The 14631-nt window shown below is 64.6% G+C and carries 16 protein-coding genes; 10 read left to right on the top strand and 6 right to left on the bottom strand.

Annotated elements, in window-relative coordinates:
• From thrC to Q1J79_RS05580, 5 genes are all read left to right on the top strand, one after another.
• Window positions 1-972 (top strand): threonine synthase (thrC, locus tag Q1J79_RS05600; protein ID WP_300297645.1); only part of this gene is annotated, 972 nt, incomplete at its 5' end.
• Complete coding sequence (locus Q1J79_RS05595; RefSeq protein ID WP_300297642.1) at window positions 969-2231, top strand: pitrilysin family protein; 1263 nt, start codon at window positions 969-971, stop codon at window positions 2229-2231. The genes thrC and Q1J79_RS05595, both read left to right, overlap by 4 nt.
• Window positions 2232-2257: 26 nt before the next feature.
• The gene (locus Q1J79_RS05590; protein WP_300297640.1) at window positions 2258-2842 is read left to right on the top strand and encodes a GNAT family protein; all 585 of its coding nucleotides are present in this window, start codon (window positions 2258-2260) and stop codon (window positions 2840-2842) included.
• Between the two features lie 97 nt (window positions 2843-2939).
• Window positions 2940-4115, top strand: coding sequence for an ABC transporter substrate-binding protein (locus Q1J79_RS05585; protein ID WP_300297637.1), 1176 nt, complete (start codon window positions 2940-2942; stop codon window positions 4113-4115).
• 24 nt (window positions 4116-4139) lie between these two features.
• Complete coding sequence (locus Q1J79_RS05580) at window positions 4140-6542, top strand: methyl-accepting chemotaxis protein (protein WP_300297635.1); 2403 nt, start codon at window positions 4140-4142, stop codon at window positions 6540-6542.
• Window positions 6543-6551: 9 nt separating this feature from the next.
• On the opposite strand, the gene Q1J79_RS05575 is transcribed toward Q1J79_RS05580, so the two are convergent.
• Entirely contained in the window at window positions 6552-7136 is a 585-nt protein-coding gene (locus Q1J79_RS05575; protein ID WP_300297632.1) for a YqgE/AlgH family protein, read from the bottom strand.
• Between the two features lie 106 nt (window positions 7137-7242).
• Here Q1J79_RS05575 and Q1J79_RS05570 point away from each other — a divergent pair, with 106 nt between their 5' ends.
• Window positions 7243-8037, top strand: coding sequence for a protein-disulfide reductase DsbD domain-containing protein (locus Q1J79_RS05570; protein WP_300297631.1), 795 nt, complete (start codon window positions 7243-7245; stop codon window positions 8035-8037).
• Window positions 8038-8182: 145 nt separating this feature from the next.
• Window positions 8183-8665: a peroxiredoxin gene (locus Q1J79_RS05565; protein WP_300297628.1), complete on the top strand. Its 483-nt coding sequence runs from the start codon at window positions 8183-8185 to the stop codon at window positions 8663-8665.
• A gap of 49 nt (window positions 8666-8714) precedes the next feature.
• Here the strand turns inward: Q1J79_RS05565 and rnhA are convergent, their stop codons facing one another.
• Genes rnhA through ispH form a run of 3 tightly spaced genes read right to left on the bottom strand, consistent with a single transcriptional unit; the run spans window position 8715 to window position 11139 of the window.
• Window positions 8715-9194: a ribonuclease HI gene (gene rnhA / locus Q1J79_RS05560; RefSeq protein WP_300297625.1), complete on the bottom strand. Its 480-nt coding sequence runs from the start codon at window positions 9192-9194 to the stop codon at window positions 8715-8717.
• Entirely contained in the window at window positions 9178-10167 is a 990-nt protein-coding gene (locus Q1J79_RS05555; RefSeq protein ID WP_300297622.1) for a homoserine kinase, read from the bottom strand. Before Q1J79_RS05555 ends, rnhA begins: the two co-directional genes overlap by 17 nt.
• Window positions 10168-10176: 9 nt before the next feature.
• On the bottom strand, window positions 10177-11139 hold the full coding sequence (ispH, locus tag Q1J79_RS05550) for a 4-hydroxy-3-methylbut-2-enyl diphosphate reductase (protein WP_300297619.1): 963 nt from the start codon (window positions 11137-11139) through the stop codon (window positions 10177-10179).
• A gap of 210 nt (window positions 11140-11349) precedes the next feature.
• Between ispH and Q1J79_RS05545 the strand changes: the two genes are divergently transcribed.
• Together Q1J79_RS05545 and Q1J79_RS05540 are read left to right on the top strand one after the other, a co-directional pair.
• Complete coding sequence (locus tag Q1J79_RS05545; RefSeq protein ID WP_300297616.1) at window positions 11350-11895, top strand: hypothetical protein; 546 nt, start codon at window positions 11350-11352, stop codon at window positions 11893-11895.
• A gap of 16 nt (window positions 11896-11911) precedes the next feature.
• On the top strand, window positions 11912-12895 hold the full coding sequence (locus tag Q1J79_RS05540) for a putative sulfate exporter family transporter (RefSeq protein ID WP_300297613.1): 984 nt from the start codon (window positions 11912-11914) through the stop codon (window positions 12893-12895).
• Here Q1J79_RS05540 and Q1J79_RS05535 read toward each other — a convergent pair.
• Window positions 12892-13215 (bottom strand): helix-turn-helix domain-containing protein, encoded by a 324-nt coding sequence (locus tag Q1J79_RS05535; protein WP_300297611.1) that lies wholly within the window; start codon window positions 13213-13215, stop codon window positions 12892-12894. The genes Q1J79_RS05540 and Q1J79_RS05535 overlap by 4 nt on opposite strands.
• Window positions 13216-13299: 84 nt before the next feature.
• Here Q1J79_RS05535 and Q1J79_RS05530 point away from each other — a divergent pair, with 84 nt between their 5' ends.
• Complete coding sequence (locus Q1J79_RS05530) at window positions 13300-13830, top strand: carboxymuconolactone decarboxylase family protein (protein WP_300297608.1); 531 nt, start codon at window positions 13300-13302, stop codon at window positions 13828-13830.
• Window positions 13831-13968: 138 nt separating this feature from the next.
• Here Q1J79_RS05530 and Q1J79_RS05525 read toward each other — a convergent pair.
• On the bottom strand, window positions 13969-14631 hold a 663-nt coding region (locus tag Q1J79_RS05525), incomplete at its 5' end, for a gamma-glutamyltransferase (RefSeq protein WP_300297605.1).

Here is a 14631-nt window from a genome sequence, read left to right as displayed (position 1 = left end):
GCCATCGAGGGCTGCCGCGGCCGCGCCCACCTCGACATCTTCATCCTGTTCCCGCATGGCCGCGTCTCGGACGTGCAGCGGCGGCAGATGACCACGGTGCCGGATGCCAACGTGCATGCCATCGCGCTGGAAGGCACGTTCGACGATGCCCAGGCCATGGTGAAGGCGCTGTTCAACGACGCCGATTTTCGCAATGCAGCCGGGCTGACGGCAGTGAATTCGATCAACTGGGCCCGTGTCATGGCGCAGATCGTCTATTACGTGACGGCTGCCTTAAGCCTGGGCGGCCCGGATCGTGCGCCGGCCTTCTGCGTGCCGAGCGGCAATTTCGGCGACATCTTCGCCGGCTATTGCGCGGCGAAAATGGGGCTGCCGATCGCCAGGCTGGTCGTCGCCACCAACCGCAACGACATCCTGGCGCGTTTCTTCGAGAGCGGCAAATACCGCAAGGATGGCGTCAACCCCACCATCAGTCCCAGCATGGACATTCAGGTGGCGAGCAATTTCGAGCGCCTGCTGTTCGACATGCATGGCCGCGATGCAGCCCATGTGCGCAAGCTGATGGCCGATCTCGACCGGAATGGTGGTTTCACCGTCTCGGCCAATGCCCTGGCCGAAACCAAACAATTGTTTGCCGCCGGCCGGGCCGACGAGGGCGCCACCAAAATGATGCTGAAGACGGCTTTCGCGGCGTCGAACGGCCAGCTGGTTGATCCGCATACCGCCGTGGGTCTGGTGGTGGCGGCCGATCAGCGCGGCAAGGCCGCGCTGCCGGCGGATACCCCGCTGGTGACGCTGGCCACCGCCGATGCGGCCAAATTCCCGGCTGCCGTGGAAGAGGCAACCGGTCGGCATCCGGCCCTGCCGCCGCGCCTGGCCGACCTGCTCGAGCGGCCGGAGCGCCAGACCGTGCTGCCCAACGACGTGGCGGGGGTGCGCGCCTTCATCGAAAGCCGTAGAGTGAGGGCATGACAGTACGCATCAGCACGCTTTCGAATGGTATGCGCGTGGTCTCCGAAGCCATGCCGCTGGTCAAGACCGTGTCGGTTGGCATCTGGGTCGATGCCGGCGCGCGCGACGAGACGCCGGAGATCAATGGCGTTGCCCATATGCTGGAGCATATGGCTTTCAAGGGCACCGAACGCCGTTCGGCGCTGGCCATCGCCGAGGAAATCGAGGCGGTTGGCGGCCACCTGAATGCCTTCACCTCGCGGGAGCAGACCGCCTACTATGCCCGCGTGATGGCCGGCGATACCGCTTTGGCACTCGATATGCTGGCCGACATCCTGCAGCATTCCGTCTTCGATGCCGATGAGCTGGAGCGCGAGCGCGAGGTCATCATCCAGGAAATCGGCCAGTCGGAAGATACGCCCGACGACATCATCTTCGACCATCTGCAGGAAACGGCCTTTCCGGGCCAGCCGCTCGGCCGTTCGATCCTCGGTACGGTGGAGCGCGTCACGGCGATGCAGCGCGGCGACCTGCAAGGTTTTCTCGACCGTTTCTATCATGGCCCCAGCCTGGTTCTGGTGGCGGCCGGCGCGGTTGAGCATGACATGCTGGTGGCGGAGGCCGAACGGCTGTTCGCCCGTCTGCGCCAGACGCCCCGGGTCAGGCAGCAGGATGCCCGCTATGGCGGCGGCGGCGAGAAGCGCGCCGTGCGCGAACTGGAGCAGGCCCATGTCGCCATCGCGCTGCCGGGCCTGGCTTTCGACGATCCCGAATATTACGCCATGCAGGTCTATGCCACCGTGCTGGGCGGCGGCATGTCCTCGCGCCTGTTCCAGGAAGTGCGCGAGAAGCGCGGCCTGGCCTATTCGGTCTATGCCTATCCGAGTTCCTATCGCGATGGCGGGCTGCTGACGATCTATGCCGGGACCGGCGCCGATAAGCTGGCTGAGCTGACGCCGGTGCTGGCCGAGGAACTCGGCAAGCTGTGTGGCCGCGTTGACGATACCGAGTTGCAGCGCGCCCGTGCCCAGCTGAAAGTGGGACTGGTGATGTCGCTGGAAAGCTCGGGCGCACGGATCGAGCAACTTGGCCGCCAGATGCTGCTGTTTGGCCGCCCGCTTGATATCGACGAGGTGCTGGCAGCGGTCGACCGCGTCGATGGCGCGGCGGTGCGCAAGGTGGCTGAACGGGTGATGCGCACGGCACCGCCCACGGTGGCGGCGCTTGGGCCGGTCGAACGGCTGGAGCCATACACGCGCTTCGCCGCGCGGTTTGGCTGACGATAAAAAGGAAGGGAGAAGGCGTCATGCTGTTCGGGCGCTTTCTTCCCGGTGCGACACCTGTCCTGAATGGCGACCGCCTCTATCTACGGGCACCCGAGATCAATGATTATGAAGCCTGGGCAACCCTGCGCGCGATCAGCCGTGAGCATCTGCAGCCCTGGGAACCAACCTGGGCCGAGGATTCCTTAAGCCGCGATGGTTATCGTCGTCGTCTGGCCTGGTTTGAGCGGCTGCGCCGCCAGGAGCATGGCGAAGCCTATTTCATCTATCTGCGCCGCAGCGACGGCTTGCTCGGCGGCATCACGCTCTCCAACATCCGGCGCGGCGCTTCACAATGCGGTGAGCTGGGCTACTGGATCGGCAAGCCGCATGCGGGCCATGGCTACATGACCGAAGCGCTGGCCATCATGGTGCAGCATTGCTTCGTCACGCTGAAGTTGCATCGGCTGGAAGCCGCCTGCCTGCCCGAGAATGCCCCCAGCCGGCAGTTGCTTAGTCAGGCCGGCTTTCGCAGTGAGGGCATCCTGCGCGAGTATCTCAAGATCAACGGCGCCTGGCGGGATCATCAGCTTTATGCCCGGCTCGCAACTGACATGCCCGCGAGTTAACTATACCTGTTCGCGTACAACTTTATTTTGATTGCATCTTTCGTCTAAGCTCGGACCCAAGGGAGGCTGGATCAGACCGGCCCAGGGGATAAAAGCTATGACGGCCAGAACGAACTGCCGCATTGTCGGCATTGCGTCTTCAGTTTTCATGCTGTTTTTGGCAGGAGGGGGCCCTGCCCATGCCGCCGATCCCGGCATATTCCCGGACAAGATCGTTTTCGGTCAGGCCGCCGCCATCCAGGGGCCGGCCTCGGCGCTGGGCACCGGCATGCGAGACGGCATCATGGCGGCCTTCGCCGAAGCCAATGCTGCTGGCGGGGTGAAGGGTCGCAAGCTCGAACTCGTGATCCGCAACGATGGCTATGAGCCAGCCCAGTCGGCAGAGGCAACCCGGGCCCTGCTGACCGAGGACAAGGTCTTTGCCCTGATTGGCCCGGTCGGTACGCCGACCGCGGCGGCGGCCCTGCCGCTGGCGTCGGCGGATAACGTTCCCTTCATCGGCCCCTATACCGGCGTGGAGTTCCTGCGCAGTCCCTACAAACCGAACGTGGCCAACCTGCGCGCCTCGTATTTCCAGGAAACCGAGGAGATGGTTGAGCGGCTGACCAAGGATCTCGGCCATACCCGCATTGCGATCCTGTACCAGAACGACGCCTTCGGCCGTGCCGGCCTTGCCGGCGTCGAGCGGGCGCTGAAGAAACGCAATATGGAGCTGGCCGGCTTCGCCACCTTTGAACGCAACACGACGGCGGTGAAGCGGGGGCTGATCGAACTGCGGAAGGCGAAGCCTGAGGCCGTGATCATCATCGGACCCTATGCGCCGGCTGGCGAATTCATCCGGGTTGCCAAGAAAACCAATCTGAACGCCGTTTACGTGAACATTTCCTTCGTCGGTTCGGATGCCCTCGCTGACAGCCTGGGCCCCGATGGCGCCGGCGTCGTTGTCACCCAGGTGGTGCCATTCCCGCGTGACACCACCATTCCGGCCGTCGAGCATTATCAGAAGGCGCTGCGCGCGCATGTCCCCCAGGCTTTCTCGGGTTTCATTTCCCTGGAAGGTTACCTGGTCGGGCGCATGACGATCATGGCGCTGGAGCGCATCGAGGGCGAGCCGACCCGCGCCGCGCTGCTCAAGGCCCTGCAACAGGGCGAATACGACCTCGGCGGCATCAAGCTGGTTTTCGGACCGAATGACAACCAGGGTTCCGATCAGGTGTTCCTGACCGTCATTGACCGTGAAGGCCGGTTCCGCGCGGCCACCGCGCTGAAATAGCCGCGATCAGAAGGATCAGCAGTCATGGCAAATATCGATATGACCTCGACGGGCGGTTCCGACGCGCAGCCCGGAACGACATCCGGGCAGGCGATGCATCGCTTCGGCATCCGGCGAAAAATCTATCTGGCCTTTGGCGTCATTGCGGCAATGACCATCGTTTCGACCGTGATCGCCGAGCTGTTTTTCACGCAGATCAACGCGGCGCTGGAAAAGGTGACCGATGAAAGCCTGCCGGCGGTGATTATATCCTTGGAGCTTTCCGCCCAGAGCGCGCAGCTGGCTGCCAACGCGCCGGTTCTCGCCAATGCCGCTACCGAGGCCGAGCGGATCGAGCGGGCCAATCAGACCCGGGAACTGAGCGAAACCATCCAGGCCGGCCTCGATTCCATGCGGCGCAGTAGCGGTGCGGCAGAGGTGGCCAAACTGGAGAGCGCCGTGGAGAAGCTCAATCAGCAGATCACGCTGATCAGCGTGAATACCGCGCGGCGCCTGCAGATCGAGGCGCAGCGCGTTGAGCTGGGCCGCCGCATCGCGGCAACCGGAGATGCTTTCGTCGCCGCCACATCCAAGCTGTCTGACGATACGGCCTTCAACATTGTGACCACGCTGGAGGGCGTTGACCAGAGCGGGCGGAGCCCTGCCGATATTGCCGCCGACATGAAGGGGCTGGCCGAATTCGAATTCGCCATGGTCGACGGCCTTTCGGAGCTGACAGCCGGAATCAGCCAGGCGGCCAGCCTGCTCGAATCCTCGGGCAATGCACCGTCGCTGGCGGCCCTGAACGGCCTGCGTGACCGATTCGAGGGCGCCGTGACGCGCATGCGCCAATCCCTGAAGAAGGTGATGGATGCATACAGCGACGAGGCGATCAAGCTGCCTGTTGACGCCATGATCGCATTTGGCCGAGGCGATGACGGGATGTTCAGCCTGCGCCAGCAGGAACTTGAGACGGGTGCCGGCACCGCCCGAGCCCTCAGCGAGGCCCGCATGGCGGCCACAGTCCTGGGCGAGGAAACCAAGCGCTTTGTCGCGGTTGCCAATGACGGCGCGACGCAGGCCGCGCAGAGCGCCTTCTCTACCGTGCGGATTGGCATCGTCGTGCTCAGTGTACTGGCCGTGTTGAGCATCCTCGCCGCCGTGGCCGTGGCCTGGCTGTATGTTGGCCGCAAGGTGATCGCCAACATGGTCGGCCTGACCGAGGTGATGGGCCGGCTGGCGAACCGGGACTGGAACACCGATGTGCCGGATCGCAGCCGGGCGGACGAGATCGGCGACATGGCCCGGGCGGTGCAGATTTTCAAGGAAAATGGCCAGGAGAACGAAAGGCTGCAGCAGGAAGTCGAGCAGGGCCGTGTCGTGTTCGAGCGCGAGCGGCAGGCGCAGGAAGACCTGATCGACCGCTCGGTTGGCATGATCGTGGCCGCCGCGGCGGCCGGCGACCTCAATCAGCGGATTGATGCCGAACCGCTGAAAGGCGTGATGCGCAAGCTGGGCGAGGGCGTGAATACGCTACTCGATTCTTTTGCTGGCGCGATCGGCGCGGTCAACCGAGTGCTCGACGGCATGGCGCATGGCGACCTGAGCCGGCGCATGGATGGCGAATACCAGGGCGTCTTTGCCGAATTACAGGACAACGCCAACAAGACGGCGGAGCAGCTTGGCGAGGTGGTGCGTCGCATTGCCGACACCGCACGCACGGTGCGCGATGCTGCGGGTGAAATCTCGGCCGGTTCCACGGATTTGGCTGGCCGCACCGAGCAGCAGGCCGCCAGCCTGGAGGAAACTGCGGCCTCGATGCATGAAATCACCGCGACGGTGAAGCAGAATGCCGATAATGCCCAGGCTGCCAGCCAGCTGGCGACGGTGGCGCGCAACACCGCCAATACCGGGGGCGCGGTCGTGCAGGACGCGGTTACGGCGATGGGCGGGATCGAGACCAGCTCGCAGAAGATCGTCGATATCGTTGCCCTGATCGATGAAATCGCCTTCCAGACCAACCTGCTGGCGCTAAACGCTTCAGTCGAGGCGGCGCGGGCCGGCGAGGCAGGAAAAGGCTTTGCGGTTGTGGCGCAGGAAGTCCGCGGGCTCGCCCAGCGCTCGGCGCAGGCCTCAAAGGAAATCAAGGATCTGATCCAGGCCTCGAACACCGAAGTGCGGCGCGGCGCCGAACTGGTTCACCGCGCTGGTGGCGTGCTCAGTGAAATCGTCACCTCGGTAAAGAAGGTTGCAGACATCATCTCGGAGATCGCCTCGGCCAGTCGCGAACAGGCCACCGGCCTGGAGGAGGTAAACACTGCCGTGGCCAATATGGACGAGATGACCCAACGCAACGGTGCCCTGGTCGAGCAGACCACGGCCTCGGCCCAATCCATGGCCGCGCAGGCAGATCAGCTCAACGAGCTCGTGGCGTATTTCAGGTTGTAAGGAAAAAGATCAGGCGTGGCCGGAGACGCTGGCCAGCTTGGCCACGTCGATGCCAATCTTGCGCACCGCGCGCTCCCATAACGCCTCGAGCTCGCAGTCGAAGATCAGGTCGGGATCGGGGGGGGCCGCCAGCCACGCATTCTCATGGATTTCGGCATCGAGCTGGCCCGCTCCCCAGCCGGCATAGCCGAGCGCGAAAAGGCTGCGCTGCGGGCCGGTGCCGGCGGCAATCGCGCGGAGCACATCCAGCGTGGCGGTGAGGCCGATGCCGTTATCCTCGTCTATTTTCACACTGCCCTGGCGCATGTAATCGGTGGAATGCAGCACGAAGCCACGGCCGGTTTCGACCGGGCCGCCGAGGCGGACAATGATGTCGTTGTCGGCGGTTGATTCGATGCCGAGCTGGCTGAGCAGGTTGGGGAACGTCAGGCCGGGATAGGGCTTGTTGATGACAAGTCCCATGGCGCCCTCGGCATTATGCGAGCACATGTATATCACGGTGCGGGCGAAACGTGGATCGCCCATGCTCGGCATGGCAATCAGGAGCTGCCGCTCAAGATATCCGGATATCGCTTTGCTCTCGCCTGTGGTCATGCGTCTGCTCCGGTTTCACTGGAATGTTACTCCAGCCGCCCCGGATGTCTATATGCGAACCGGTTCTGGCCCTTGCAATTGGCGGGCCAGACCTCAGATTTACGGCATGATCACCATCATTCAATGTGCCCGTGGGCTGGCGGTTGGGACTATCGCGGTTTTGGCGCTGCTCTGGCCACCTGCCGCGCCCGCACAGGGTCTCCAGCTGCCGCATGCGCCCGTCCGCGCTGCCCTGATCCAGGGCAGCGGCGACGAGATCGGCCTGCAGGTCAGACTCGGGCCGGGCTGGAAATTCTACTGGCGTACCCCGGGCGAGGGCGGCGTGCCGGCGCAGTTCGACTGGAGCGGATCGCAGAATCTGGCCGGTGCCGATATCGCGTGGCCGGCGCCACAACGCATCACTATCGGCAAGGCGGATCTGTATGGTTATACTGATGAGGTGGTTTTACCGATCCGGCTGAAACCTGCCCAGGCCGGCCAGCCGGTCAGCGTGCAGTTGACGCTGGAATACGGCGTCTGCAAAGACATCTGCATCCTGCGTACCGATCACCTGCAGCATCATGGCCGGCCGCCGGCTGCGGCCGACCTGGCCCAGCTTGCCAAATGGCGCGCGCGCGTACCGCAGCCAGCCACGGCTGCCGGTCTGCAGCTGCTGACGGTCAGGCGGTTGCCGGATGCATTGCTTATCACGTTGCAGAGCGGCATGCCGCTGAGCAATCCCGACCTGTTTGTCGAAGGCGCGCCGGAAAGCTGGTTCGGCCGGCCCCAGGTATCGCTGAGTCCGGATGGCCGCGAGGCGCAGTTCAGATTGCCCACGACCCTTGCCAACGACGAGAGCCAGCCTCTGCGGCTGACACTGGTGGATCCGGCTTTGGCGGCGGAGTTGGTCCTCCGGCCCTGAAGCGCCCGCCGTTGTTATGCCCTTGTCATCGCAAGGGACTTGTTTCCGGCGCCGCACCGGACCATTTTATCCCGGCCGTTTCCGCGGCGTTGGACCTTCCGCTAAACAACAGACCCGCTAAACAACAGACGATAACGAGGAAACCATGACCATCAAGGTTGGCGACCGCATTCCCGAAGCCACGCTGTATGTGATGTCCGACCAGGGTCCGCAGGCCGTCAAGGCGAGCGAATTCTTCAAGGGCAAGAAGGTGGCGCTGTTCGCCCTGCCGGGCGCCTTCACGCCGACCTGTTCGGCGAAGCATCTGCCGGGCTTCATCGAGAAATATGACGACCTGAAAAAGAAAGGCGTCGAGACCATTGCCTGCCTGTCGGTCAACGATGCCTTCGTGATGGGCGCCTGGGGCAAGGCGCAGAATGTTGGCGACAGGGTGGTGATGCTGGCCGATGGGTCGGGCGAGCTGACCAAGGCGATCGGCATGGAATTCGACCTCAGCGCCCGCGGCCTCGGCCTGCGCTCGCAGCGCTATTCGATGCTGGTTGATGACGGCGTGGTGAAGCAGCTCAACCTGGAAAAGCCCGGCGCCTTTGAGGTGTCGGATGCCAATACCCTGCTTGGCCAGATCTGACGTCAGGCGCTTCAGGCAAAAAGCCGGCCCCTCCGCGGGCCGGCTTTTTTTATTTTGTGGGCAGGCTGCCGGCGATTTCGGTGGCTGCCGCGCGCGCCAGCACGTCGACGCGCTCATTCTCGACATGGCCATCATGGCCGCGGACCCAGTGCCAGTCGACCTGGTGTGGCGCCATGGCGGTTTCCAGCCGCTGCCACAGGTCGACATTCTTCACCGGTTTGCGGTCGGCGGTTTTCCAGCCGCGGGCCTTCCAGCTGCGCAGCCATTTGGTGATGCCGTCGATCACATAGCGGCTGTCGGCATACAGCGCGACATGGCAGGGACGCTTCAGCGCCTCCAGCCCCATGATCGCCGCCATCATTTCCATGCGGTTGTTGGTGGTGGCCGGCTCGGCGCCGCTCAGTTCCTTCTCAGTGCCGTTGAAACGCAACAGCGCGGCCCAGCCGCCGGGGCCGGGATTCCCCAGGCAGGCGCCATCGGTGAAAATCTCGACGTTCTCTTCGGTCACGGTTTCAGCGCTCGATGCCATAGGCCGAGGCGCCCAATACCTGGCGGTGGAATTTCAGCTTCTGCCAGTATTCCAGCGGGTCTTTCGGTTTGACCAGCGCGCCCGGCACCTGATTGAGCCAGTCATAGAGGCGCGTCAGCAGGAAGCGTAGCGCGGCGCCCCGGGCAAACAGCGGCAGGCTGTGCACTTCGCCGTCGGTGAGCGGCCGCACGCTTTCATAGCCGTTCAGCAATGCCCTGGCCTTGGTGACATTGAAGGCGCCGTCGGTCTCGAAGCACCAGGCATTCAGGCAGATCGCCAGATCGTAGGCGAAATAGTCGTTGCAGGCGAAATAGAAGTCGATGAAGCCGCTGAAACGCTCGCCCAGGAAAAAGACATTGTCGGGGAACAGGTCCGCATGGATCACGCCATGGGGCAGCGGCCGGTCGCCGGCGCGGCCGGGCGGGTCGGGCCAGCCCGCCTTCAGGCCATCGAACTCACGCAGGATTTCCTGCGCCAGTCCGGGCCGCACGCTGTCGGCATTGGCCTGGCAATCGGCCACCAGCTTGGCCCAGCCATCCACGCTCAGCGCGTTGACGCGCTGCATCGGGAAATCGCGGCCGGCCAGATGCAGCCGCGCGGTGGCGGCGCCGAGTTCCTGGCAATGGCGGGCATTCGGTTTGCGCGGCCAGACGCCCTTGAGGAAGCTGATGATGGCGCAGGGGCGGCCGGCCACCTCGTTCAGGGTGTTGCCTGCCCGGTCGTGGATCGCAGTCGGGCAGGCGAGGCCCTTGCCGGCCAGGTGATTCATCAGGTCCAGGAAATAGGGCAGGTCGGCGCGGTTCACCCGACGTTCGTAGAGCGTCAGGATGTAGGTGTCTTTCTCGGTGCCCAGCAGGTAGTTGGAATTCTCCACGCCTTCCGCGATGCCCTTGCAGGAGACCGGCGCTCCGAGGTCGTAGCGGGCCAGCAGGGCGGCCAGTTGATCGTCGTCGATTTCGGTATAGACAGCCATGGAGCGGGGTCAGGCGGCAGGAATTTCGAGGGCGGCGGGCAGCTTGAACTGCACGGATTCAGTGGCGGTTTCGATTTCGCGCAAAGTCACGTCGAAGCGCTGGCGGAAGGCATCGATCACTTCCTCGACCAGCACTTCCGGCGCGCTGGCGCCGGCCGTGATCCCCACGCTGCGGATGCCGTCCAGCGCGGTCCAGTCGATATCCGCTGCGCGCTGTACCAGTTGCGCCTGCCGGCAGCCGGCGCGTTTGGCCACCTCGACCAGGCGCAGCGAGTTGGAGGAGTTCGGCGCGCCGATCACCAGCACGGCCTCGCTATCGCTGGCAATCGCCTTCACGGCTGCTTGCCGGTTGGTGGTGGCGTAGCAGATGTCTTCTTTCTTCGGGCCTTCGATCTGCGGAAAACGCTGGCGCAGGGCGGCGATGATCTCGGCGGTGTCGTCGACGGACAGGGTGGTCTGGGTGATATAGGCCAGCGGTTCGCCAGCCCGGACCACCAGCGTGTCGACATCGGCCACGGTTTCAATCAGCAGCACGGCATCGGCCGGCAACTGGCCCATGGTGCCGATCACTTCAGGGTGACCGGCATGGCCGATCAGGATGATGCGGCGGCCTTCGCGGTGATGGCGCTCGGCCTCGCGATGCACCTTGCTGACCAGCGGACAGGTGGCATCGAGATAGGACAGCGCACGGGCCTGGGCGTCGGCCGGCACCGATTTGGGTACACCATGGGCCGAGAACACCACATGGGCGCCGGGCGGCACTTCATCCAGCTCGTCGACGAAGACGGCGCCCTTGGCGGCCAGGCTGTCGACCACGAAGCGGTTATGCACGATCTCATGCCGCACATAGACCGGCGCGCCGAATCGTTCCAGCGCCCGCTCGACGATCTGGATGGCGCGGTCGACCCCGGCGCAGAAGCCGCGCGGGGCGGCCAGCACAAGGGTGATAGAGGGGCGGGCGGCGGCGTTCATGACGGTGGGCCTTAAAATCAGCCTTTGCGGATCAACGGGTTGTGGCCCGGATGCGCAGGCCTGTCGCTTGTCTGGGGCGGTGCCCTCTTCTATACAGAGGGGGCCCTGAAACTGCCGGGCAAGCTAGTACACTCGTCGCGCGAAGGAAAGGCTGCCATGGTCTGCCGGCCGCTATCCCGAGCGCGCATCCCGACCGGTGAGTGCCGCGCCATGAAACTGCGTTTTTCCCGCCTGACGACGTTATCCGCTCTGGCCCTGCTGATCGTGGCCAGTCTGCTGGCGGGCTGCAGTTCCAAGCGCCCCAATCTGCCGCCCTGTCCGCGGGTCGGTATCCTGGGCGATGCCCAGAAGGCGACCCAGTTCCGCGATGGCCCGGGCCGCGACCTGACCGATGTCGCCTTTGAGACCGAGCTGCTCGATTATAACGGCGAGTGCAAATACGAAGACCAGCAGAGCGCCGTGATCGTGAATTTCGTGCTGCAGGTTGCCGCCAGCCGCGGTCCGGCCGCCACCGCCGCCGAGGCGCAGGTGCCGTATTTCATTGCCATCGTCGACAAGCAGCAGAACGTGCTGTCACGCGAACGCTTTATCGCCCGCGTGCCGTTCCGCGAGGGCCGCCGCCGCGTCGCCGTGGCGGAGGAACTCGAACAACGCATCCCGCTTGCCGGCCGCCGCACCAGCGACATTGAGATCCTGATCGGCCTGGAAATGCCGCGCGACCAGCTGGAAAAGAACCGCCTGCAGCGCGGCTTCTGATTTTCCGCAACAGATCATGGAACGCCTGCGCCGCCCCTTGCCCGGCCTGACGGTGGCGATCACCGTCGCGTTGGCAGTCGGTTTCATCGCCGATCATTACGGCGGCCCGCCTTTTCTTCTGGCGCTGCTGCTGGGCATGGCCTTCAATTTCCTCAGTGCCGATGCCCGCGTACGGCCCGGCATTGATCTGGCGGCGCGCAGCGTGCTGCGCATCGGCGTGGCTTTGCTGGGAATCCGCATCACGTTTGATCGCATCGCCGATCTCGGCCCGGTGCCGGTTTTGCTGGCGATCAGCGGCGTGGCGGTGGCCCTGGGCAGTGGCCTGCTGCTGGCGCGGCTGGCCGGGCGGTCCCCGGCCGAGGGCGTGCTGTCAGGTGGGGCCGTCGGCATCTGCGGCGCCTCCGCGGCGATGGCGATTGCCGCCGCGCTGCCGCGCTCGCCGCAATCGGAACGCCTGACCCTGTTGACGGTGATCGGCGTGACCGCGCTTTCCACTCTGGCGATGATCATCTATCCGCTGCTGGCCAAGACGCTGGGGCTGGATGAGACTGCTGCCGGCGTGCTGTTCGGCGCCACTATCCACGATGTTGCCCAGGTGCTGGGCGCCGGACTCACTGTGTCGCCGCAGGCCGGGGACGTGGCCACCTTCGTCAAACTGGTGCGGGTGGCCTGCCTGCTGCCTGTCGTGGTCATGGTAGGCTGGGCTTTCCGCGCTGCCGGCGATGGCCAGGCGGCGCAGACCCAGCCGCTGCTGCCGCCTTTCCTGATCGGCTTCGTTGCGCTGGTGGTGCTCGGCAGCGTGGTGACTTTGCCCGCCATCGTGGTGAGCGGCGTTTCCGAGGTGTCGCGCTGGTGCCTGCTGGTGGCGATCTCGGCACTTGGCGTGAAGACCTCGTTTGCCGAATTATTCGCCCTGGGCTGGAAACCGCTGGTGCTGATCCTGGCCGAGACAGTGATCCTGCTCGGCTTCGTGCTCCTGGGCCTGTTGATCCTATTCTAGGCTCGGGTTTTAGACCAATCCTCAGCCCAGTCGTTCAGCGCCAGCAGGGTGGGCATCAGCGCCCGTGCCGCAGCGGTCAGGGCATAGCCATCCCCGTCATGATCGACCAGTCCGGCCTGACGCAGATCCTTCAGCCGCTGCTGCAGCACGCTGGGCGAGACGTCATCGCAGGCGGCCTGCAGGACGCGGAAGGTCAGGGGGCCGTCCCGCAACTCCCACAGCACGCGCAGGCTCCAGCGCCGGCCCAGCAGATCCAGCACGGCCATGATCGGCCGGCCGGTGGTGGAGCCGCGGACAGGCCGGCGGGGCGAAGCAGGCATGCGAACCTCACAGGGGGCTTGCGCTACGAATTTCGTAGCATTATGTTGCTACTGAATCCGTAGCATACTGGAGAGCCTTCCGCCATGCCCCGCCTCAATCCCCTGGCGCTGCCTTATTCCGCCGAGGCCGCTGCCGCCCTGGCGCAGATGCCGGCCGATATCGCCCTGTTCCGCACGGTGGCCCATAACCCGCGCGTCCTGACGCGCTGGAAGGAGGGCGGGCTGCTCGACAGGGGCTCGATCACCCTGCGGCAGCGCGAGTTGGTGATCCTGCGCACCACGGCCCTGCTGAAGGCGGAATACGAATGGGGCGTGCATGTCGCCTTCTTTGCCGCCAAGGCCGGTTTCACGTCGGCCGAAATCGCCGCCACGGTGCATGGCCAGGCCAGCGACTGGCAGGGCGAGGAAGCCATGTTGATCAGGCTGGTGGGGGCGCTGGTGCATGGCGCCAGCATCGACAATGCCCTGTGGGGCGAGGCCAGCGCATATTTCGATGCCGCGCAGATGGTGGAGATCATCTCGCTGGTGGGCTTTTACCACATGGTCTCGTTCATGGTGAACGCGACCGGCGTGGCACGGGAACCCGGCGCACCGGAGTTTCCGGCGAGGGGGTAACTCCGTCATCCCGGCCAAGTGCCGTCGTTTACGGCGCGCGAGCCGGGATTCCATTCCGTGTCAGCAAAATGGGACCCCGGGTCTCGCCCAAAGGCTCGCCCGGGGTGACGGTTTTGAGTGGTGTCAGTACGCCAGTTCTCAATACGCGAGCGCGCAGCCGTCCTTGCGCGGATCCGAGCCGGCCTGCAGCACACCATTGGCGCGATCGATCATGATGGCCTGGCCGCCGCCATGGGGCATCTCGGCCATCTTGATCTCGTGCCCCAGCGCCGCGAGGCCTTTCAGCACATCCTCGCGGATGCCGCGTTCGGCCTCGAAGCGCCCCATCTGGAAAAAGCCGCGGGCACAGTCAATGGCTTCCTGCACATTCATGCCGAAATCCAGGATGTTGGTCAGCACATGCGACTGGCCAACCGGCTGAAAACCGCCACCCATCACGCCAAAGCACAGCCAGGGCCTGCCATCCTTCATCGCCATGGCCGGGATGATGGTATGCAGCGGGCGTTTATGCGGCGCGACACAATTGGGATGCGCCGGATCGACACGGAAGCCGGACCCGCGATTCTGCAGCAGGACGCCGGTTCTGGGGCTGCTCAGGCCGGTGCCGTAGGGCCAGAACAGCGAGTTGATGAAGGAGCAGGCATTGCCCCTGTCGTCCACCACGCTGATATAGACGGTGTCGCGATAGGTGGTGCCGCCGGCCGGGCTAAGTACCGGCATGGCTTTCTTCAGGTCGATGCGGCTGCGCAGGTCGTCGGCGAAACCGGCGGACAGGATTTTCTCGACGGGCACGTCGGCGAA

Source organism: Ferrovibrio sp. (assembly GCF_029255545.1).
Lineage (GTDB): Bacteria > Pseudomonadota > Alphaproteobacteria > Ferrovibrionales > Ferrovibrionaceae > Ferrovibrio.
Note: the sequence above shows the minus strand (reverse complement) of the source record. Positions and strands in the feature narration are given on the sequence as shown.